This window comes from Desulfomonile tiedjei, from assembly GCA_016212925.1.
GTDB lineage: Bacteria > Desulfobacterota > Desulfomonilia > Desulfomonilales > Desulfomonilaceae > JACRDF01.
Genome location: JACRDF010000014.1, coordinates 64,895 through 86,552 on the forward strand (window position 1 = coordinate 64,895; position 21,658 = coordinate 86,552).

Here is a 21,658-nt window from a genome sequence, read left to right on the forward strand (position 1 = left end):
CAAATCGGAATTATGCACTTGGCAAAGAACAGACTGCTTAGCCTGGCATCGTCCGGACCTGCATCTCCTGATCCTGTAGGGGCGCATGGCGTGCGCCCGCATTATGGCGACCTCCGGTCGCGCCGTGCAGGAGCCAGGGGATGAGAACAAGAGCGGACATCCTGTGACCAGCGTGATGATCTCCACGGAAGTGGGGCATTCTTTGTAAAGTGAACAATTCCGTCTCAAATTACAGGTCTCCTCGCGGTTTCTTAGTCCTCGCTCAAATTCTGCAACGCGCACCAGGCGGCTCCCAGTAGGGCGGCCTTATCGTTCAAAATCACTCGGACCGGCATTTGAGAAAGAAGCTCTTTGAATCTGCCCTTTGCTGTGAAGGCTTTCATGAAGGCGCCTTCCTTGAGTTTCGGTAAAATCTTCGGCGAAATGCCGCCCCCGAGGTAAATCCCTCCGGTGGTCATTCCTGTGAGGGCCAGGTTGCCGGCGTAAGCCCCGAGAATTGAAACAAAAATCTCTAGCGCCTTGATGCACAGCGGCTCTTTTTGGTCCAGCGCCGCGTCTGAAATCACCATAGGAGGATCTTCAGACTTCAGCCTTTCCGCAAGCCAGTCAGGTTCGTCATAGTCTCCGCGATCTCTCAGCCAGGAATAAATGTCGGCCAAGCCGGGCCCTGAAATGACGCGTTCCACGCTCACGTGGTCGAATTTATTCCTGAGGTACTTCAAAAGATCTGCTTGATCGCCATCAGTGGGGGCAAAATCCGCGTGGCCTCCTTCAGAAGGCACGGGATGCAATTTCTTACCGACTGTCACGATCAGAGCGACGCCCAGGCCGGTTCCCGGTGCAACAATTCCCATGTTGCCCTTGGCGTTTTCGGCAACGGGGTTCAATTCAAAGATCTCGTCGTTTCTCAGCAGTGGGACTGCGTGGGCCGTGGCTGTCAAGTCATTGATAAGGCGGACCTTCTTCCATCCGAAGTCGTCCTTGATAACCTGTTCGGACACTTTCCAAGGCAGATTCGTTGTCTTGCTGGAACCTTCGATAACGGGACCGGGTATGCCGAAGCAGGCAGAAGCGATAGGCTCGGATTTGTCAGCTATGAATGCGGCGATCAGGTCCGACAGCGTCACTGCGGCTTTGCTTGTAAAAGACTCCATGGTGACAAGTTCCGGCCGCGCGGCTCCCGGCACGAACAGTCCCAGATTCGTCTTGGTTCCGCCCACGTCCCCCGCCAGTACGGTCGTCCGATCAATAGCGCCGCTCATCGGTCACCTCTTGGACCATTTTCGGTGCAAAGTGAAAACGATCAACTACTACAAGGGCATAGACGGCTACACAAGAAAAATCTCTTATATACGTGAATTATTCCGTTATAAGTAATGGATTGTTTCCTTTGCTCAGCAGATTTTGCAGAGGCCGTGAACACATGGCTCCTGGACCTTACTTCAGGCTGCCGCGTGAAATTGTCATTGCGAGGAGTGAAACGACGAAGCAATCTCATTTTCAGTGGGACGGCCCCGCGTGGAACAAGGGATTGCCCGTCACCGCAAATAGACAGGCGCGCTGACGGCCTACCTTGCCCGCTGCCAGCGGTCCTAATTTTCGCTGCGTAAGTAAATGGTTACTCAGAAGGTCTTGCAGACCCAGCGGTAGATTCTTTCGGCGGCCTTGAAATGATGGGGGGTGTTGAGGACCACCACAAGGTAATCCCTCTTCTCGTTCTTGAACTGGGCCACAATGCACCTGCCGGCCATGTTGGTGAAACCGGTTTTGGCCCCTGCCACCGGCAAGTCTCTGTGTAACAGTTTGTCATTGGACGCGAGAGGATAGTCTCGCGCCGGCTGGTTACGTGTCCGCATGGTGTAGGTCTTCATGCCGGAGATTTCGCGAATAAGCGGGTACTTGAAGGCCTCACGGGCGATGATGGCAACTTCCTCCGCTGTCGCAAGGTTCGGCTTGCGTGTCATCAGGTTGCGATGATCTTTACGGCCAAGCATGAATTTCATGTCCAGCCCGCTGGGAGTGAAGATGTTCGTCCGGGAAGCCCCGAGGAGCGCGGCGCGACGATTCATTGCCGTGATGAAGGCGGTTCTTCCTCCCTTGGGATAGGAGCGAGCCAGCACCTCCGCACAATCGTTTCCCGATTCGATCAGCATCCCGTGAAGCAGGTCTTTGACACTCAATAGATCTCCAGGTCGAATGCCGACTGTGTGGCGTTCCACCTCTTTTATGTCATCCGGTACCGTCAGGACATTGTCGAGGTTCATCTCATCAATGACGATCATGGCTGTAAGCAGCTTCGTGATGCTCGCAATGGGAAGAGGTTCCGAAATATTTTCAGCCAGCATCGGTCTATTGGAAGAGCAGTCCAAGCAGTACAAAGCCCTGGCCTTTACGGCGGGCTTCGGCCCGGTTGCCACGGTCTTAGGAGCGGACAAAAGAGAAGGAGCGGAAGGGTCGGGCCTCATTGGCTGACTTGCGGGTATCAGCTCAGCTTTTGTCACCGGGCGTAGGGTGGGATGAGCTGCATCAACCGCTTTACGCGTATCCGAGGGAACGGCCTTCGGTCGAGGCGGCGAGCCCAGAGCGGCGCGGCTCCCGTTCGGATTTGCCAGATGAGCCACAGGAGCAGCCTGAACCGGGCCGCTGGGAGGCCGTGCCACAACCGGTGCGGCCTGGGGCCTTGGCCGGTCCGCCACAGCGGCCGGAGCCTTCGGCGGTGTGATGAAGACGGCTTGGCCGTTCCCTGTTCTGGTGACCAGTGCCTCGATGTTTGTCTGGGCCGGGACAGGTTCAAGGCAGAAGCCCGGTCCGCAACTTATCAAGGTCACAGCGGTGGCCACCAAAAGAAGCCGAACAGACAAACCCACTCCACCTCCACCTTCCTTACAGGGGGGCGTCCCTACGGATTTGTTAGCTGAAAAGATCTTATAATCCAAGGAAATTAACCATACCACTTGAGCAAATCGCCGAAGATTGTATCAACCTATTAAAAATAAACACCAAAGTCACTTCTGTCAAGCCAATAATTGCTTCGGTGGCAACTGTTACCCTATCCGGGGACGCTTCACCCATCCAAGGAAGAGATCTACCACCGCAGAGGCCGCGGAGAGTACGGCGCGCACGGCCGTGCGCGCCGTACTCTTCTCTGCGCGCTCTGCGTTCTCTGCGGTGAAATGGTTTTCTGCAACCTCCTCGCGTAACTGAATGGTTGCCTTCGGCAGCTTTCGAGACTCTCAGATGCTCCCGTTAAACCGGGTAGCCACGGCCCCTCGAAATCTCTGAGGCTCGGGTAAAAAGTCCTTTTCGATCATCGCGTACGCGCTATGGTTGTGAATGGACTCGAAGTTCTCCGCTTCAATACGATACCACGGGAAGTTGTCTTTTTCGCGAAGCATGGAAACGGCTGATCGAACCACATCTTCCACAAACATCGGGTTTTCAAATGCCCTTTCTGTAACATATTTTTCATCGGGCCTCTTGAGAAGCGAATAGATCTCTGAACTGACCGAGGATTCCACCACCTCAATGATATCTTCTATCCAGAAGAACTTCTTGAATTTGAGTTGGACGCGTACCAGACCGCGTTGATTGTGAGCACCGTGGTCCGAAATTTCTTTTGAGCATGGGCAAACAGTCGTGACCGGAACTTCCACACCCACGATAAGGTCAAAGCGCTCCCCCAGAGCGCCGCTCATAAAACAGGTGTATGCCATCAAGCCCGGCGTCGCGGTGACAGGGGCCATCTTTTCAATGAAGTATGGGAACTCGACATTCATGTGAGCGCTTTGTGCGTGGAGCTTGTTTTTTATCTTTTCGAGGATTTCCTGGAACTTCTCCATCGAGACTTCCCCGCGGAATTCGTTGAGAACTTCTATAAATCGGCTCATGTGAGTTCCCTTGAAATCATGGGGCAGATTCACGAAAAGATCAAAAAGACCAACTGTGTGCTGCCACCCTTTTCTCCTATCTTTTACCGCGATAGGATAGCGCAAGCCTTTTACCCCCACCTTGTCGATGGGGATCTTACGGCCGTCGGGCTGGCTCTGAATGTCAGGCATTGCCCAAGAATTCATGGACATTCTCCTGAGTTACCGGCGGACCGGTAAGGATTTAATGAGTCCTGCTCAAGAGCGGATTTCATCCGGCTCGTGGCTCCCCCTGACTGTTCTTTGCCGACCACAGGGGACCCTCCAGGACCTGTTGCGAAAAACTCCCTGTGGAGTATAATCGCGCTGATGAACATTCTTGTCGACGTACGGGCGGCTTACTTGATGTGACTTGAATTCAGGCCGTTTCGGCCTTCGGCGCAGGCAACGCCTCGCAACATTGTTTTTTTGGGCCGACCCTCGCGGAAATTGCCAGCTTTTCAGAAACCTTTCGAGGCCTAGTCCCGGATAAAGGTAGCCCTCGATGTATCCGATTCGTAGACCGAGACGCTGTAGAGAATCTCGCCGCGATCTTTCAGCCCCTGAGCTATTTCCTTGTACAAATATGCTGCGATATTCTCCGCGGACGGCTCAATCTCATCGAATGGTTTAACATCATTCAGGTAGGTGTGGTCAAGCCTTTCGACGACTCTGTTGGCAGCATGCTTCAGGTCACCAAAGTCTATGACCATTCCGCCCGGACCAGGGGACGAGGCCCTCGCTGTAACATGGACTCGGTAGTTGTGACCGTGCAAGCGCTCACACTTTCCTTTGTAATCTCTCAAGCGGTGGGCGCCGCAAAAGCCGACAATGATTTCAAGTTCATACATATATAAATCTCTCACAAAGTACAGGGGTGTTAATCAAAAACATTAGAAAATAAACGAAACATACTGATTGTGTCAAGGAAAATCCAAAAAAATAGGTTGACAAGCCGGTTCGTCTGGGGCTATATGCAAGCCCATCTCCCGGAAAACCGCGCCTATCCAGCGGTTTGCCTCCGAAAACCGTTTGAAGGAGTCTTTGGATGACGGCTTTCCGATTTGCACTCTGTATTACAATATCATATTTTGCCTCGGCTATGTTGTTTCCCCCGTCGCTCGCGCAGGCAGAAGACATTCTCCTTCGACGCGCGGCTACTCCGTCATCTTCCGGCAGCATCCAGGGTCCCAATGCCGCCCGACCGGAGGATCCCCGGGCCGGGAGTAAAAAGACCACTATCGGGCTTTCGCCGGTCCCGTACAAACCCGAAACACCGCAGGAGCCTGTCAAGGAGCCTGTTGTTCGGCAAGGCGGATATCCGGACATAAAGGGCCTCATCAGGAAAGTTAACCAGTCCGTGGTGTCGATCCGCATGCTCGATTCAAATTCCTCCTGGTCGCTGGGCAATCTGGGCTTCTCGGGCGATTCCAATGGAAAGGCCACAGGATATGGGTCGGGGTTCATAGTTTCCAGTACCGGCCATATTCTCACCAACGAACACGTGCTGCGCAATGGTACGCAAATCGAAGTGGAACTGCTCGACGGTCGGAAGTTCCTCGGAAAAGCCCTGTTCAAGGACAGCAAGAACGATCTTGCAGTCTTGAAAATATCTGCCAACAATCTGCACCCGGTAACGATGGGGGACTCCGACTCGGTTGAGTTAGGCGAGTGGGTAGTAGGAATAGGGAACCCCTACGGAATCGGCCAGTCCGCCATGATAGGAATTGTAAGCGCCCAGAAAAGGACCATTCCGGGTGCGGGCTATCCACCGTTAATTCAAATTGACGCGGCCATGAACTTGGGGAATTCCGGTGGCCCGCTTTTCAATCTGGACGGCAAAGTCGTAGGCATCAACACAATTTTGCTTTGGAAGAGCCAGGGCATAGGCTTTGCCACCCCGATTAATGTAGCCAAGGATTTTATGGAAAAGAAAAGCCATCCCCCTGTGAAGGCCGCTTCCGCCACGTCGTTAGGGCCTTTGGGCCCCGCGGCCGACCAGCCGCGCTCGCTGCCGGAACCGTTCAACCCGCTGGACCCGCCCTGGAAATTTCGACGATAAACGAACGACCCATCTGGCACAGGACCTGATATGCCCGCTGAAAAAGGATCAAAGAAGACCCGCGATCTGAAGGAGAAACTGGTCAGGCAGTCGAAACGTGCGTGGGACAAGCTTTCCGCTGCGGACAAGAAACTCGTTTTCGACTATGCCCAAGGTTATCTCGATTTCCTTAACCACGCTCGCACCGAAAGAAGAGCTGTTCGGCATATCTTGGAACGGGCCGAGAAAGAGGGCTTTCGAGAGCTGGATTCAGCCCGGGAAAAGGCTTCGCGCGTATTTCACGCATTGCGGGGCAAAACCCTGGCAATTGCGGTCGTGGGAAAAAAGCCCATAACCGAAGGGGTGAGGCTGGTGACGTCCCACGTGGACTGTCCGCGGCTGGATTTGAAGCCGAATCCCCTGTACGAGGACACAGGCCTTGCCCTTCTCAAGACCCACTACTACGGCGGAATCAAGAAATACCATTGGGTGGCCCGCTCGCTGGCCTTGTGCGGGACCGTGATCCGCGCCGACGGCAAGCAGGTTGACATCGAAATAGGATTGAATCCGGAGGACCCGGTCTTCACTATCACCGATCTGTTGCCGCATCTGGCCCGCAAGCAAATGGACCAAAAGGCCTCGGAATTCATACCCGGCGAGAACTTGAATCTCATCCTGGGCGGCTTGCCACACCAAGACGAAAAAGCGGAAGAGCGCGTCAAGCTCGCTGTGCTGGAATACCTCAACAAGAAATACAAGATCACCGAGGAAGACTTTACCAGCGCAGAGATCCAGGTCGTTCCTGCGGAACCGGCCCGCGACTTGGGTTTGGACCGAAGCCTGATCGCCGGGTACGGGCAGGACGACAGGATTTGTGCTTATGCTTGTTTTACCGCCGCATTACAAACACGCAACCCCGACCATGCTGCTATAGCCATCTTTTACGACAAAGAAGAAATCGGTAGCGAAGGCAATACCAGTGCTCAATCCCGCTTCCTGGAAATGTTCCTGATGAAACTGATGCAGAAAACGGGTATTGAACCAACTTACAGGAATCTTCACCAGGTATTTTTCAACAGCAAGGCCTTGTCCGCGGACGTGACCTCTTCAGTCGATCCCACTTACCCGGAGGTCCATGACAAGCGCAATTGCGCCAGGCTCGGCCACGGCATCAATATCACGAAGTACACCGGGCACGGCGGCAAGTATATGGCTTCGGAGGCGAATGCAGAGTACGTGGCCTGGGTCCGCAAATTGTTCAATGACAGCGGCATACTCTGGCAAGCGGCTGACGGCGGCAAGGTGGACGAGGGCGGGGGCGGGACCGTGGCCAAGTACCTGGCCAAAACCGGGATGGATATTATTGATTGCGGTCCGCCTTTGCTGGGGATGCACTCTCCACTGGAAGTTAGCTCAAAGGAAGATCTCTGGATGTGCCACCGAGCTTTCAAAGCTTTCTTTGCCAGTTGATTCTTGACGTAAACCGAATCGCCTCGAAATCTGTGGCCCGGTGGGGCCTTGACGCTATAACAGTCCCCACAAAAAGTTCTTAACGGTTGTGGTCCTGCCGGGACAGCGTTCAGGGGGTGCGCATGTTTCAGCTCCCACGAGCATCGTTCGACCGTAATATTAATTCATCATAATGAAAACAATAAAAAAGCACAGGAAGCGAAAAATAGGAAACGCTTCCATAACCTCAAGAAATTAATGCACCGCATCAGTTCTATATATTGGCGTGATTGAGCGTCGTACTGATTTGTGAAGTTACGCCCGAAAAAAGTGGTTGCCTTGAGAAGGCAAAAGACTGTAAACTGAAAAACGGTCCGACATGGTTCCCCGGAGTCGGCGAGGCAGCACCTCGCTACAGTCGAATTTTGCATATTCGAGCCGTGCTGTCATCCCGGGACGCTTGATGGGTCGTCGGCGGGTGTGTCAAATTGCCATGACGTCGCGGACTCGTCCCGCAAAAGAGGGTCCGGTGAGTTTTCTGATAGATCTCCTTCAACTTGGGTATCAGATCCACAATTCAAAATGCAGGTTCAGAGAAAGCCGGAACCTGAGCGCTTGTTCGACGCAAAGCAGCGCGGCGCCGTGCCGCTGAAGGTGTGGTCCAAAAACAGCCTTGCCTCAATATTAGACCGGAGGTAGTCACTTATGGAACGTAATGTGTGCGTAATCGCCGGGGGAATGTCAAAGTGGGGGGTCAGAGACGGCAGCCAGAGGGACTTTTTCCAGGAAGCAGCCAAAGCCTGCTATGACGACAGCCCACAACTGAACCCGAAAGACATTGACGGCTTGCTTGTAGCCTCCGCATACACGGAGCGCACCTCCTATCAGACCCATTTGGCCCCGCTGGTGGCCGAATACGTGGGTATCAAACCAAAGAACATCTGCGCGCGAGTGGAATTGCTTTGCGCAAGCGGAAGCTCCGCCATCATCCTGGCCTTCGCTCTCATAAAATCCGGCCAGGCCGATGTGGTGATGGTTGCAGGCGGCGAAAAGCTTTACACGCCGCAGAAATGGGAAGTCTTCTACAGTGAATTGGCCTCGGTGGACCACGATTGGGACGGCGGCCAGGGCTTGGGGCTTCCTCCCCCCGTGTTCGCGATGGTGGCTAAACAGCACATGAGACAATACGGGACCAAAAAGGAGCACCTGGGCCAGATCTCCGTAAAGAATCGCCGAAATGCGGCCAAAAACCCAAAGGCCCAGTTTCAGACGCCTGTGACCATGGAAGAAGTCATGAACGGCCGCATGATTGTTTCTCCATTGACCCTTTACGATTGCTGCCCGATCACCGACGGAGCGGCTGCGGTTGTCTTGGCGGTCGAAGAAAGAGCCGAAGCCATGACCGACAAACCATTGGTTTACATTCGCGGGACAGGCCAGGCGTCGCTGAACAACATGTCTGCCAACATGCCCGACTGGACAACCTGGGAAGCACTCAAGATCGCGGCAAACCAGGCATACATGAAGGCCAAGGTCGACCCGAAAGACATCGATGTGGCCCAAACCCACGATTGCTTCACCATTTCCGAAATCATCGAAATGGAAGATCTGGGATTCTGCAAGAAAGGTGAGGGAGGCTCGTTTGTCGGAGACGGGCAGAACGATTTGGGCGGTAAAATCCCCACCAACACTGACGGCGGTCTCATCGGGTGCGGCCACCCCTTTGGAGGCACCGGCATACGCCAGGCGATTGAGGTGACCCGTCAACTGCGTGGAGATGCGGTTCAGCAGGTCCCTGGGGCCAGCATCGGACTGACCCACAACCTCAGCGGGTTCATAGCCGCTCACACGGTTCTTGTTTATGGAAGGGAGGTCGCATGAGCACCCCGGGAATCCCCGTTCTGGACGGCAAGTATATGATCACCATGGACCTGTTTCCGCAGGAATCCAAGGAGTTTAATCAAATCTATCCATTTTACGAGCACCTGAACGAAGGCCGCTTCACGACTAGAAAGTGCAAGGCATGTGGAGCCGAGCCGTTTCCTCCGAGGGTGCTTTGCCCCGAATGCTACTGCACCGATATGGAGTGGGTAGACTGGCCGACTACAGGCACGGTCATAGACGTGACGGAAGAAGTGGTGGGGGTCCCACTCGGGTTCGGCAAGGCCCCGCTCATCCACGCGTTGGTGGATTTACAGGGCAAAAGGACTTTTTTCGTGCGAATCATCAATTGCAAAGAGGGTGAACTGAAGCCGGGAGATACTGTCAAGCTTGCGGTCTTCGACGTAGACCCTGTGCCGCAGGAAGTGGGCCGGGAGGTCGTGGAAATCCCGCGGGTCTTTTACGCTTTCGAACCGGCCAAGTGAGCCCAGGCATATAGCGCAAGGGTAGGCCTCCGTGCCTGCCCGAAAGATGTTTCAGCACACATCAGGATAAAGCACGATCACTGCCGGCCGGGGGAGTGCCACGAGCGTAAAGGTGAAACCCCGCAGGGCCGCTCTAAACTTGAAGTCCAAACAGGAGGTTAATAATGTCACTGGAATGGTTGCCTAGAGACAACGGCGCAAAGGATCATATTCTTATGGGTCCCGAGCACTGGGGGACCGAAGCTCCTTGCACGGTCTATGAGAAGAAACCCTTGACCTCGCCCGACGGCAAAAAGTGCGACGGCCTTTATGTGGCCTGGATTCGCCTGAACAACCCCAAGCAGTACAATTCCTACACCACCGAGATGGTCAAGGGAGTAATTGCCGGGTTCAGTTCAGCCAGCCAGGACCGGTCAGTAGTGGCCGTAGTTTTTACCGGAACGGGAGATATGGCTTTCTGCACCGGTGGAAATACCAAGGAATACGCCGAATACTACTCCATGCGCCCGCACGAATACGGCGAGTACATGGATCTCTTTAACGGCATGGTCGATGCCATCCTGAACTGCAAAAAGCCGGTGATCTGCCGAGTAAACGGAATGCGAGTAGCAGGCGGCCAGGAAATAGGCATGGCCTGCGACCTGGCCATTTCCAGCGACCTGGCGATTTTCGGTCAGGCGGGCGCTCGACACGGTTCCAGCCCCGACGGTGGGTCCACGGACTTCCTGCCCTGGTTCCTGTCCATGGAAGACGCGATGTGGAACTGCGTCAGTTGCGAGATGTGGAGCGCCTACAAGATGCGGGCGAAAAACCTGATCTCCAAGGCCATTCCCGTGTTGAAGCAGGGTGAAAAGTTCATCCGCAATCCGCTCGTAATCACCGATAGTTACGTGAAGGACGGGGAAATCGTCTACGGGGAATTCAAGACCGGCTCCGAGGGCAAAGAAGCCAAAGAGATGATGAAAGACCTTCCCAAAGACTTCGAGCTGCTCGACAAGGAAGTGAACAAAGTCATCTGGACCTTCGCGAACCTCTTCCCCGGCTGCTTGATCAAGGCGGTGGACGGCATCCGCGCGAAGAAGAAATTCTTCTGGGATCAGACCAAGCTCGCCAACCGTCACTGGTTGATGGCGAACATGGGCTATGAGGCCTACCTCGGGTTCAACGCGTTCAACTCCAAGAAGATCACAGGCAAGGATGTCATCGACTTCATCAAGTGGCGACAGCTAATTGCCGAAGGCGCTCCGGCCACACCCGAAACCTTCGCAGAGGTGATGGGAAAGCCCCAGGGGTAGAAGAAGAAATCAAGATAGGAACATTCGGGGGAAACTTTTTTCTGCAAAAAAGCTTTCCCCCGAACCCCCTTCAAAAAACTCCATATCTTGCTCGTTGGGCGGGTTCCGCCGTTGGAGGAACCCGCCCAACGAACGAGACATAGAAGTTTTTGGGGAGGGGTGCGGGGAGGCCCTTTTTACAAAAAGGGCCTCCCCGCAATTCCCTGCCTGAAAAATTCAATAGGAGGGAGGCATATGGAGCCACAATTAATCAAAGTTGAGAAGCACTTTGATGGTGCGGTCGCAAAGATCATTCTCAATTCTCCTAAAGCCAATATTCTCGAAGCAGCCATGCTCAGCGAAATCTTGTGCACCCTGGCGGGAATGTCCGACAACAAAGACCTGAAAGCCATAGTATTTGAGGGTGCAGGCAAGCATTTTTCTTTTGGCGCGAGCGTTCAGGAACACACCAAAGAAAACGCGGCCATGATGCTCCACTCCTTTCACGGGATGTTTCACCAATTGGTCAGGCTCGCGGTGCCGACCGTGGCTGTTGTCCGCGGGCAATGCCTCGGCGGTGGTATGGAACTGGCCCTGTTCTGCAATTTCATATTCGCGGACAGGACTGCCATGTTCGGCCAGCCGGAGATCGTGCTTGGCGTATTTCCGCCTCCCGCGTCGGTGATGCTTCCCCGCAAGGTGGGGCAGGCCTATGCGGACGATCTTTGCCTCACCGGCCGCTCCATCGACGCTGTTGAGGCTCACCGCATCGGTATGGTCAACATCCTCCTAGATGAAGGCCAGGACGCTTGGGAAGCTGCCTCTGCCTGGATCGATAAATACCTAATCCCCAAAAGCGCGGAATGCCTCCGCATCGCAAACCAGGCCGTCCGGAAGGATTTTTTCCGCCGAATCTGGGAAGACTTCCCCCGCATGGAAGGACTCTACCTCGCTGACCTCATGGAAACTCACGACGCGAACGAAGGCATCAACGCATTCCTCGAAAAACGAAAGCCTGAATGGAAGAATAAGTAGGGGGAGGAGAGGAAAGAAGAGAAGAGAGGAAGAGGAAAGGAAAGAATGCGGGGGGAACTTTTTTCTGTAAAAAAGTTCCCCCCGCACCCCCTTCAAAAAACTCTATATGATTTTTGCCTTGGCAGTCCCGCTGTGAGCGGGACTGCCAAGGCAAAAATGACATAGAAGCTTTCGGAAAAGCGTTCGGCGAAACCCTCTTCACGAGAAAGTCCTTCCCAACAAATTCCGTTATTCGGTCCACGTTCGTCAGTTGGGTGCCACCGACCTGGGAACCAGGCCAGGGCGGTTCTTGCTTCGAACTGATCTTCATGCTTTGGGAGTGAACTGGTATCAGCTGCAAAGGGAAGGACCGGTTCCTGTTGGGGCGGACCCCCGAGTCCACCCGCATTCCGGCGTATCGTTGGGCCTAGGGCAGGCGCGGGGGCCTGCCCCTACATCGACGAACTGCATTGGGACAAAACTTCTGGGAATCGCTTCAGCGTCGGTGGACGCGCGAGCGGGGTGGCCCGGAGGCCACTGCCTCCGGGTTCCGAAGGAACAAGAGGGGCTGTTCCGAGGACGCTACCTTATCCAACGACTGGCAGGGCAGTTCACGGGCCGTAAATCACCTCCTGTCGCTTCGCGACCCGGACGCGGTGTCGTCCGGGCCACCCGCGGTAAGATGCAATGATCGCCAAAAACTGCATGATTCGGCTTCTTTTCGCGAGCGATGCGGTTCGCTTCGTTCACCACATCCTACAGCGGCTGATCGGTTAAAGAAAAAAAGGCGGGGTTCAAACTGTCATTACGAGGGCGCGGGAGCGAAGCCGTCTCCACGTTGAAAAGCAGAGAGTGCTTCCCCCGCTTTCCAAGCAGGGTTGGAACGGCAGGGCAGACGCGCAGGTCTGCCCCTACTTGGCAAACGTTATCTCACAGTTTCAAAGCGAATCTGTATCAGACCAAAACGCGGCGACGGCTAAATATCACTCGCTGGGTTGCTTCCGCCGATGGCGGAAGCCTCTCAGCGAGCATGATACGAAAGTTTTTGGGGAGGGGTGCGGGGAGGCCCTTTTTTCAAAAAGGGCCTCCCCGCATTTCTTTCTTCCATCTTCCATCTTCCTTTTTCCCTCTTCGCTCTCTCCCCTACTCCCCTGCCGCTGCTGCCTGCTCTCCAGCGAGCGCCTCGACGCGCACAGCGCAGACTTTGTATTCAGGGATTTTGCAGATGGGGTCCAGAGCGGGATTGGTCAGGACGTTTGCATTGGCTTCCATGAAGTGGAAGCTCATGAAGATGGTTCCCGGCTCGACCTGGTCGGTGAGGAGGACTTTGGAGACGACTTCCCCGCGACGGGAGACGATGCGGGCCTCGTCGCGGTTTTTGAGGCCGAGCGCGGCAGCGTCTTGCGGGTTGATCTCGACGTGGCCTTCAGGCATCTCACGGTGCAGGGTCGGAGAGTTTCGGGTCATAGTTCCGGTATGGTAGTGAGGGAAGTACCTTCCGGTGGTGAGTTGGATCGGAAATTCGTCGTCGGTCAATTCTTCAGGCGCGCGATATTCTATCGCGTGGAAGAGCCCTTTGCCTCGTGTGAAACGCTCTTTGTGCAGGATCGGCGTTCCGGGATGATCTTGGGATGGGCAAGGCCACGGTATGCCGCCTTTTTCGAGGCGCTCGTAGTTGAGGCCCGCGTAGCTGGGCGCGACCTTGGCGATCTCGTCAAAGATCTCGCTTGGCGATTCATAGCTCATGGGCAGTCCAAAGCGAGTGGATATGTCGCAGATGATCTGCCAATCCGGGCGTGATTCACCCACCGGTTCGACTGCTTTGCGGACCCGCAGGACGTTCCGGTCGGTGTTGCTGAATGTGCCGTCTTTCTCGGCATAAGACGCGCCGGGGAGGACTACGTGAGCCAGCTTGGCCGTGTCGGTGAGGAATATGTCTATCACCGCGAGGAACTCCGCGGATTCCAGGGCATGCTTTACGTGGTTGGCGTCAGGATCGCTGCCGACGGGGTTTTCGCCGAGCACTACCAGGCCCTTGACCGATCCGTCTTCCAGGCCGTGCATCATCTCCATTATGGTGTAGCCCACACGATTGGAGAGTTGCGCCTGCCAGGCATCCTCGAACTTCTTCTTGTTGTTGTCGTCGGTGACGACTTGATATGCGGGATAGACGTTGGGCAATCCGCCCATATCGCACGCGCCCTGGACATTGTTCTGACCGCGCAGGGGATTCACGCCCGCGCCGTATTTGCCTATGTTGCCGGTCAGCATCGCGAGGTTAGCCAGCGACTTAACGTTGTCAACGCCGTGGGTGTGCTGAGTGATGCCCATCGCGTAAAGGATCGAGCCCCGCTCGGCAGAACCGTACATCTCCGCGATCTTGATAATGTCTTCAACGGAGACACCGCTGATTTCAGATGCTTTCTCAGGAGGATAGTTCTTCAGCACTTCGGCCAGTTGGTCGAAGCCTTCGGTGCGTTCCTCGACGAATGCCTTGTCGTGGAGGCCTTTGGCAACGATGACGTTCATTATTCCGTTCAAAAGCGCAACGTCGGAGCCAAGATTTTGGCTGATGTGAACATCCGCGATAGAAGTCAGATGAATCTTTCGAGGGTCCGCGACAATGATTTTGGCTCCCTTGGCCTTGGCCCGGTAAACCCTGTATGCGACCAGAGGATGCGCGACGGTCGTGTTTGACCCTATGATGAATATGCAATCGGAGTCTTCGATCTCGGCGATTGAGTTTGTCATGGCCCCACTCCCGAAAGCGGCGGCAAGACCTGCCACCGTAGAGGAGTGTCAGAGACGGGCACAGTGGTCTATGTTGTTCGTCCCGAACCCGACCCGGCAGAACTTTTGGAGGAGGTAATTCTCTTCATTGGTGCATTTGGCCGAGGTCAGAAAAGCCACACCCTCCCCGCCGTCCTTCTCTTTGATTTCTTTCAGACGCGACGCGGTAAAATCGAGCGCTTCGTCCCAAGAGACCTCTTGCAACTCGCCGTTCTTGCGGATCAAGGGTTTGGTCAGTCTGTTCGGGCTTTGCACGAATTCGTGCATATTCCATCCCTTGATGCACAGTTTGCCTTTATTCATGGGGTTTGTTTTGGACGGGATTGTCCCTAGCAGCTTTCCGTCCAGGACCTCCAAAAGCGACTCGCATCCACATCCGCAGTAAGGGCAGGTGGTTCGAACGAAACTTAAATCCATTGCCGTCTCCTCGCCTCGGAAAGAGCATCGGTCTCTTTCCGGTGGGCATATTCTTAACCTGTGACCGCCTATCAGGCCGTATGATGATCCTTAATTACGATGGGGATTTCGGAGGTGGGGTCGGTAAACGTTTGGCTCGATCGCGACAACGAACTTGGCCGCCGCGCGAACGAAACCTCAAAGGAAAAGCCCTTCACAAAAAGGACATTTCGCGAATCTACCTCTAGCCCGCTCTCGCGAATAGATACAGCTTGCTTAATCTACCATTCGCGCCCAAGAGAATCAAGATCCTAGGGATGATTAGGAAATTGCGGGGAGACCCTTTTTGAAAACGGAACTTTATACTTGACAAACACAGTTCCCCGTACTATAATCCCCCCTAGATGATACACGCTTTGGGGGCTGCCATGAAACACGAAATTAATCTTGCTACCTTGTCGCCGCTTTTTGCTGATGAAGAAAAAGCCCGTAAGTTCCTAGAAGAGAAGCGCTGGCCGAATGGTCCTATTTGCCCTCACTGCGGACATGACAAGGTCTACGCGATAAAGGCCAAGCCAGAATCTAAGAGACCGGTACGCGCCGGTGTTTATACCTGTGCGGCTTGCCGTAAGCAATTTACCGTCCGTATTGGCACAGTCTTTGAGGATTCTCATATCCCCCTTAATAAATGGCTTATGGCGTTACATCTTATGACGAGCAGCAAGAAAGGCATTTCCTCGCTGCAATTGAGCCGGGAGTTAGGGGTTACGATCAAGACAGCTTGGTTCCTGAGCCATAGAATACGAGAGGCTATGATCGAAAGCCCTGGGAGTTGTCTGCTAAAAGGCACTGTTGAAGTAGATGAATGTTATGTTGGCGGCAAAACCAGACAAGGCAAGCGTGGCCGCGGCTCTGAGAGAAAAACGCCTGTTGTTGCTCTGGTTGAGAGAAATGGCCGCGTCCGCTCTAAACGAATTGAGCGCGTTGATACCAAAACCTTGAAAACTGCCATCAGAGAAAACGTTGACTATGAATCCCGTATTATGACCGATGAATGGTCGCCTTACCAGGGCATAGGAGCTGAATTCGTCGGTGGCCATGAGATCGTGAATCATGGTCATAAAGAATACGTTCGGGGGGATGCCTATACAAATACCGTTGAGTCTTTCTTCGCTCTATTGAAACGCGGTCATTACGGCATCTTTCATAGCCTTTCCAAACAGCATCTTCAACGCTATGCTAACGAGTTTTCTTTTCGGTGGAACTATCGGAAGGTAACGGATGGAGAGCGGATGGTCGCGGCGATTGAAGGGGCTGAAGGGAAGAGACTCATGTATCGAGAGAGCCAAGGCGGGATATCACGCAACTGAAGGAAGGGACCAAATTTCTTGTAGGAACCAGAAAGAAAGATCGCTCTGACAAAAAGTCTGTGTTAAATTATGATCGGTTAGAGGTGATTGCCATGCCCACAGAGACAACCAAAAAACTCCGGTCACTCACCTTAGAGATTGATGGCCCTAAAATCACCGCTGACAAATTTCGCAAAGCCTTTAATGCTTTTTTAGACCTAATTAATGAAGTCGCGAGAGATTTTTCAGGCTCCAAGCAAACCGTGAGGTGGATCGTATCGGTAAGTTCTGGAAGTGCCAACATACACTTCCAACCAGAGTCGATCAGTCCTCACTTTCCCCCCGATCAGCTTCCCGCGTTGTTAAGCTGTATTGAATCTGGCGTGGACACCATTGAGACAAGTTCTGAGAGGCCGCGCCATTTCAGCAACTTTGCTCTAAAGAAAGCCAGAGATGTAGCCGAGGTAATAGGGAGTGATGGAGAAAGGCTGGATTCGATTAAGATTCGGACCGAAAGCAAGATACATCGCGTAACCACTAAAACCTTGGCCAATGTAGATTCTATTTTTGAAACAGTAAGTAAGGATTGGGGGTCTATCGAAGGCCGAATCTCTGAAGTATCCGAAAGAGGTGCAGATCACGTCTATATAAAAGACCGGTTGCTGAACAGGCACATCAGATGTCATGTTTCCCAGGACATGCTGAACGACATGGCTCCATTTTGGGGAAGGCGGGCGAATGTGACTGGATTCATTCGTTATGATCGCGATGGAGAAATTAAGGACATTGAAGTACAGGAATTCGAGGTTTTTCCTGAAGCGCATACCCTTCCGCGCTTTGAAGAAGTGTACGGGTTGTTTAGGGAAGCAGATTGAAACGTGAAGTAAGATACTGGGATTCAGCATGTTTTCTCGGCTGGCTTAAGGGTGAACCTGAGAACGAAGAAGCTTGCCGACAAACATTAAGAGCAGCAGAGGAAGGTGAGATTCTATTGGTCACTTCTGCCTTGACCCTTGCGGAAGTAGTTAAGCTAAAACACGCAACCGCAATCCCAGTCGAGGATGTCAATAAAGTCAAAGCTTTTTTCAAGCAACCGTACATCGAAGTAAGAGATGTTAATAGGTATGTTGCAGAAGAAGCCAGACAACTGGTCTGGGATTACCCTCCCCTAAAACCCAAGGATGCCATTCATGTGGCTACTGCAATGAGGCATCACATCACGATTCTTGATACATTTGATGACGAGTTAATAAAACTGAACGGAAGAGTAGGAAATCCCCCCTTGAAAATCGGGAAGCCAGATGTTGTTTATCCGGCACAAGATGAGCTGTTTTCGGTAGAGGAAGTCAACCGACGGGAGATCTTGTTCCGAAAATTTGGCCCGATATTACATGATCCGAGCATCGTATTCCGCAACACGATATACCGAAAGTTTGAACCACCCTCCTAACGCAAGGAGAATATCTCATGAACCCAGAAGCCGAATCTAAAAAGAAGCGCCCTGGCCCCGACGCCGAATTGATTTCAATTCACCCAATCTGCTTCGATGAGGCAGTAGACACCCTCTTGAGTACGAAACCCAAAAAGAAGTCAAAAAACAAGAACAAACTTCAACTGTTAGATGAAACTTCTCCGGTAAACCGCCACCCTGCCAAGTAACCTAACTTGCCTCAGTAATTAAGCATGGTTATAGATCAACCCTGAGAATACACTCTAAGTAGTAACTGTAAGACCCAAATCTCTAATAATATCGTACGGTTGCGCGCAAAAAAGGTTTGACTCGGGCAGTGATTTCTGATAGGAAAAATGTTGTATGGGGGAGCAAAGGCGAACCTTGTTCCTGGAAGCCTTGTCCCCCTATTTAATCAGGCTGCCCCCGAAAACCCATTGCGTCTAGGAGGAGCGCTTTGGGCCTAAAGGGGCGTGAAAGGAGGAGCGTGACGATGCTCTTAATTAGCGTCACCCCTCAATTTGTCCGGCTAGTAGAAGTTATCCTTAACTGGATAGCGCAAAACCCAGACTTAGTTCGTGATTTGCTCAAGCTAGTCTGGCGCCCTTGGTAACGTGTGATCTTCTTTTGGTTTAGCGGTTATTTTGCGCCCCCCCGATAGTGTCAGGCTATCGGGGGAATTTCTTTTGGGACACCTAAGTACTCTTTAATAAATGACTCGTGGCCCTTTGTCAACCAGTGACTATCGCATTTTATTTGTCAAGGACTTTTTGTGTTTGTGAAGTATAAACTTCCGTTTGAAAAAAGCTGCTGCGCGCAGGGCGACATCGCGGTTTTAAGCTCGCTCGACCGCTGTGGTGGCCGGGGCGACTCGAAGGAAGACATGGCCGCCCGCCGAGGGCACCCGCACCCCTCTCCAAAAACTTCTGCATCCTGTCTGCTGGCCGGCTTCCGCCTCCCGCGGAACCTTTCCAGCAGGCAAGACACGCGGTTTCCAAGGGAGCGAAGAGGTCCGCGTTTCGGGGGATGCCGTAAAACCCTTTCCCCAACGCAGACCGGCAAGATGCGCCGATGCTGATTGATCTTGTCCTCAAACGAGGGGCGTCAGGACTTTTCGATCATTTTCTTGAATCTTTCGAAAAGGTACCGGGAGTCATGCGGTCCCGGCGAAGCCTCTGGATGATACTGTATCGAAAAAACAGGGTATTTCCTGTGCGCCATCCCTTCCACGGTCTGATCGTTGAGGTTGATGTGGGTGATGTCACACTCTGAACGGACACTTTCAGGGTCTACAGCGAAGTTATGATTCTGGGACGTGATTTCCACCTGGCCGGTATCGAACCTCCTGACCGGGTGATTGGCACCATGGTGGCCGAAAGTAAGCTTGAAGGTCCTCCCGCCGAGAGCCAGGCCCAAGATCTGATGCCCCAGGCAAATGCCGAAGATGGGCTTCTTACCAATGAGATTGCGGACATTCTGAATCAGGTAGGGCACTGATTCGGGGTCACCCGGACCATTGGACAGGAAGACTCCGTCAGGGTCGTACTCGAGGATCTCGTCACTGGTGGCGAACGCGGGAAATACTCTGACCTTGGCGCCCGAGTCCACCAAGAGCCTGAGGATATTCTGCTTTATGCCGGAATCGTAAGCAGCCACGCGGAATTGTCCTGTATTCCTTTTTGGCTCCGCGTTCCATTGCCAGGTCCCTTCATCCCAGTCGTACGGCTCGGAGCATGTGACTTCCCGCACCAAATCCAGCCCTTCGATGTCGGGGTAGGCTCGAACCTTTTTCAGCAGGCTTTCTGAATCGTGATCCTCCGTGGACACTATGCCTTTTTTTGCCCCGGTTTCCCTCAGGTTCCTGGTGAGTTTTCTGGTATCGATACCGTCGATAGCCATTATCCCGTATTTGATCAAGAAGTCGTGGAGATCCTGGTTCTTGCGCCAGTTGCTCGGGTGAGGGCAGTATTCCTTGACGACAAATCCCGACAAGAAAGGTCTGACGGCCTCGTTATCTTCGAAATTTACCCCGGTATTGCCTATATGGGGATAGGTCATTGTTACTATCTGCCCTCGATACGACGGGTCCGTCAGTATCTCCTGGTAACCGGTGATCGCCGTATTAAAAACCACTTCTCCGACTCTTTCCCCTGGAGCGCCGAAAGACGTTCCCCGAAAGACTGTACCGTCGGCCAGCATTAAAGTCGCTTTCATCTTAGTCCCTTCATAAAATGTCCCAGTCTTGCCATACCCTGTCCGATCTTTTCATCCGGGGAGGTCATGGAGACCCTGAAAAAGCTCTCTCCACTGGGTCCGTACCCCACGCCGGGTGTCACCACCAGCCCTTGCTTCTCGAGCAGGTCCGCGCAAAACTCCACGGAAGAAGTGTAAGGTTCGGGAACGTGCACCCAAAAATAGTAGCTTGCCCGCGGGAGTTGAAACTTGAGCCCAAGGTCGTCCAAACTTTTGGCTATGCGGTCGCGGCGCTTCTTGAAAAGCGTGGTCCTCGCTTTGTTGAAGCCTTCGGCGTCCGGATGCCCCAACGCCCGTGCCGCCGTCCTCTGGATGGCCATGAAAACGCCCGAATCAAAATTCGACTTCAGGGTCAGAAAGGCGTCTATCAGTTGCTTGCTTCCAGTGACAAAGCCTATTCTCCATCCTGTCATGTTAAACGTTTTTGAAAAAGTGTGAATCTCTATGGCGGTTTCTTTGGCTCCGGGAATCTCCATAATACTTATGGGCCGGTCTTCCTCCTCGAAGTAGACCTCGGAATAGGCGTTATCAGCCAGGATCACTATGCCGTGCTTTCTTGCGAACTCCACGAGTTTCTCGAAAAAGGTTTGGTCAGCCACAGCCGAGGTCGGGTTGTTCGGATAGTTGACGAACATTATTTTTGATTTGTCCGCTACGCGCGGGTCTATTGCATCCAGGTCAGGGAGGAATCCGCTTTCTTCCTGAAGCGGCACTCGGGCGACCTTTCCGCCCGCGAACCCTATTGCCACCTCATAGACAGGGTAGCCGGGATCGGTGACGATCGCTGTGTCCCCCGGGTCCAGGAACACAAACGGCAGGTGGGAGATCGCATCCTTTGACCCGATTACCGCCATGATTTCGCTGCGAGGGTCCAGTTCAACCCCGAAACGCCGGCCAAACCAGTGAGCCACAGCCTCACAGAAATCCGCTTCACCTTTGTAACTCGGGTAGACGTGATTGCGAGGGTCCCGCATTTCTTCGGCCATGAGATCGAGGACGAAGCCTGGGGTTGGTTGATCAGGGTCGCCAATTGCAAGAGAAATCACGTCAATGCCCTTTTCCTGGACAGCCTTGCGTTTCTCATCAATCAGATGAAATAAATAAGGCGGGGTATCAAGAACCCTCCTCGAAAACCTCATGGATCTCCTCCCGTTACAACAAGAATAAATCCTCGTGCACTCCCGTGCAAAAGCCCGGCTTTCCACTCGCTGCGAGTCTCTATCAGCAATTGATAAGAGTTCGATTTCCCGCGGTGAAGATTCGCCGGGTGAGGCAAGTCCGATTTCGGCACGAGCCCATCATCACGAACGCCACTCACGAGCATGGCCGGACTTCGCTCCGGAGGCCCATTCGAACGCATCTAACCTTCTT

General features: G+C 53.4%; 17 protein-coding genes. 10 read left to right on the forward strand and 7 right to left on the reverse strand.

Annotated elements, in window-relative coordinates:
- Positions 1 to 251: 251 nt before the first annotated feature.
- The 4 genes from glk to queD form a co-directional block, all read right to left on the reverse strand.
- The gene (gene glk / locus HY913_07135) at positions 252 to 1,262 is read right to left on the reverse strand and encodes a glucokinase (protein MBI4963030.1); all 1,011 of its coding nucleotides are present in this window, start codon (positions 1,260 to 1,262) and stop codon (positions 252 to 254) included.
- A 360-nt stretch (positions 1,263 to 1,622) separates the two neighbouring features.
- The gene (locus HY913_07140; protein ID MBI4963031.1) at positions 1,623 to 2,867 is read right to left on the reverse strand and encodes a serine hydrolase; all 1,245 of its coding nucleotides are present in this window, start codon (positions 2,865 to 2,867) and stop codon (positions 1,623 to 1,625) included.
- Positions 2,868 to 3,233: 366 nt separating this feature from the next.
- Positions 3,234 to 4,058: a GTP cyclohydrolase I FolE2 gene (locus HY913_07145; GenBank protein MBI4963032.1), complete on the reverse strand. Its 825-nt coding sequence runs from the start codon at positions 4,056 to 4,058 to the stop codon at positions 3,234 to 3,236.
- Between the two features lie 326 nt (positions 4,059 to 4,384).
- Positions 4,385 to 4,756 (reverse strand): 6-carboxytetrahydropterin synthase QueD, encoded by a 372-nt coding sequence (gene queD / locus HY913_07150; protein MBI4963033.1) that lies wholly within the window; start codon positions 4,754 to 4,756, stop codon positions 4,385 to 4,387.
- 197 nt (positions 4,757 to 4,953) lie between these two features.
- On the opposite strand from queD, the gene HY913_07155 reads away from it, so the two are divergent.
- The 6 genes from HY913_07155 (at position 4,954) to HY913_07180 (ending at position 12,070) form a co-directional block, all read left to right on the forward strand.
- On the forward strand, positions 4,954 to 5,967 hold the full coding sequence (locus tag HY913_07155) for a trypsin-like peptidase domain-containing protein (GenBank protein MBI4963034.1): 1,014 nt from the start codon (positions 4,954 to 4,956) through the stop codon (positions 5,965 to 5,967).
- Positions 5,968 to 5,997: 30 nt separating this feature from the next.
- A complete protein-coding gene (locus tag HY913_07160) occupies positions 5,998 to 7,416 on the forward strand; it encodes an aminopeptidase (GenBank protein MBI4963035.1) in 1,419 nt (472 codons plus the stop codon).
- A 684-nt stretch (positions 7,417 to 8,100) separates the two neighbouring features.
- Positions 8,101 to 9,276: a thiolase family protein gene (locus HY913_07165; protein ID MBI4963036.1), complete on the forward strand. Its 1,176-nt coding sequence runs from the start codon at positions 8,101 to 8,103 to the stop codon at positions 9,274 to 9,276.
- On the forward strand, positions 9,273 to 9,761 hold the full coding sequence (locus HY913_07170) for a hypothetical protein (GenBank protein ID MBI4963037.1): 489 nt from the start codon (positions 9,273 to 9,275) through the stop codon (positions 9,759 to 9,761). Before HY913_07165 ends, HY913_07170 begins: the two co-directional genes overlap by 4 nt.
- Positions 9,762 to 9,925: 164 nt before the next feature.
- Positions 9,926 to 11,056 (forward strand): 6-oxocyclohex-1-ene-1-carbonyl-CoA hydratase, encoded by a 1,131-nt coding sequence (gene oah / locus HY913_07175; GenBank protein MBI4963038.1) that lies wholly within the window; start codon positions 9,926 to 9,928, stop codon positions 11,054 to 11,056.
- 234 nt (positions 11,057 to 11,290) lie between these two features.
- On the forward strand, positions 11,291 to 12,070 hold the full coding sequence (locus HY913_07180; GenBank protein MBI4963039.1) for an enoyl-CoA hydratase/isomerase family protein: 780 nt from the start codon (positions 11,291 to 11,293) through the stop codon (positions 12,068 to 12,070).
- A 1,122-nt stretch (positions 12,071 to 13,192) separates the two neighbouring features.
- Here the strand turns inward: HY913_07180 and fdhF are convergent.
- The gene (fdhF, locus tag HY913_07185; protein MBI4963040.1) at positions 13,193 to 15,256 is read right to left on the reverse strand and encodes a formate dehydrogenase subunit alpha; all 2,064 of its coding nucleotides are present in this window, start codon (positions 15,254 to 15,256) and stop codon (positions 13,193 to 13,195) included.
- Positions 15,257 to 15,663: 407 nt separating this feature from the next.
- Here fdhF and HY913_07190 point away from each other — a divergent pair, with 407 nt between their 5' ends.
- The 4 genes from HY913_07190 (at position 15,664) to HY913_07205 (ending at position 18,243) form a co-directional block, all read left to right on the forward strand.
- Entirely contained in the window at positions 15,664 to 16,605 is a 942-nt protein-coding gene (locus HY913_07190; GenBank protein ID MBI4963041.1) for an IS1595 family transposase, read from the forward strand.
- A gap of 92 nt (positions 16,606 to 16,697) precedes the next feature.
- Positions 16,698 to 17,459 carry a hypothetical protein gene (locus HY913_07195; protein ID MBI4963042.1) on the forward strand — a complete coding sequence of 254 codons (762 nt, stop codon included), beginning with the start codon at positions 16,698 to 16,700 and terminating at the stop codon, positions 17,457 to 17,459.
- Positions 17,456 to 18,034, forward strand: a complete 579-nt coding sequence (locus tag HY913_07200) for a PIN domain-containing protein (protein ID MBI4963043.1) — start codon at positions 17,456 to 17,458, stop codon at positions 18,032 to 18,034. The genes HY913_07195 and HY913_07200 overlap by 4 nt, the downstream gene beginning before the upstream one ends.
- Before the next feature lie 17 nt (positions 18,035 to 18,051).
- Positions 18,052 to 18,243, forward strand: a complete 192-nt coding sequence (locus tag HY913_07205; GenBank protein MBI4963044.1) for a hypothetical protein — start codon at positions 18,052 to 18,054, stop codon at positions 18,241 to 18,243.
- A gap of 895 nt (positions 18,244 to 19,138) precedes the next feature.
- Here the strand turns inward: HY913_07205 and carA are convergent.
- Both carA and HY913_07215 read right to left on the reverse strand, forming a co-directional pair.
- Positions 19,139 to 20,248: a glutamine-hydrolyzing carbamoyl-phosphate synthase small subunit gene (gene carA / locus HY913_07210; protein MBI4963045.1), complete on the reverse strand. Its 1,110-nt coding sequence runs from the start codon at positions 20,246 to 20,248 to the stop codon at positions 19,139 to 19,141.
- Entirely contained in the window at positions 20,245 to 21,426 is a 1,182-nt protein-coding gene (locus HY913_07215; protein ID MBI4963046.1) for an LL-diaminopimelate aminotransferase, read from the reverse strand. Before HY913_07215 ends, carA begins: the two co-directional genes overlap by 4 nt.
- Positions 21,427 to 21,658: the final 232 nt, after the last annotated feature.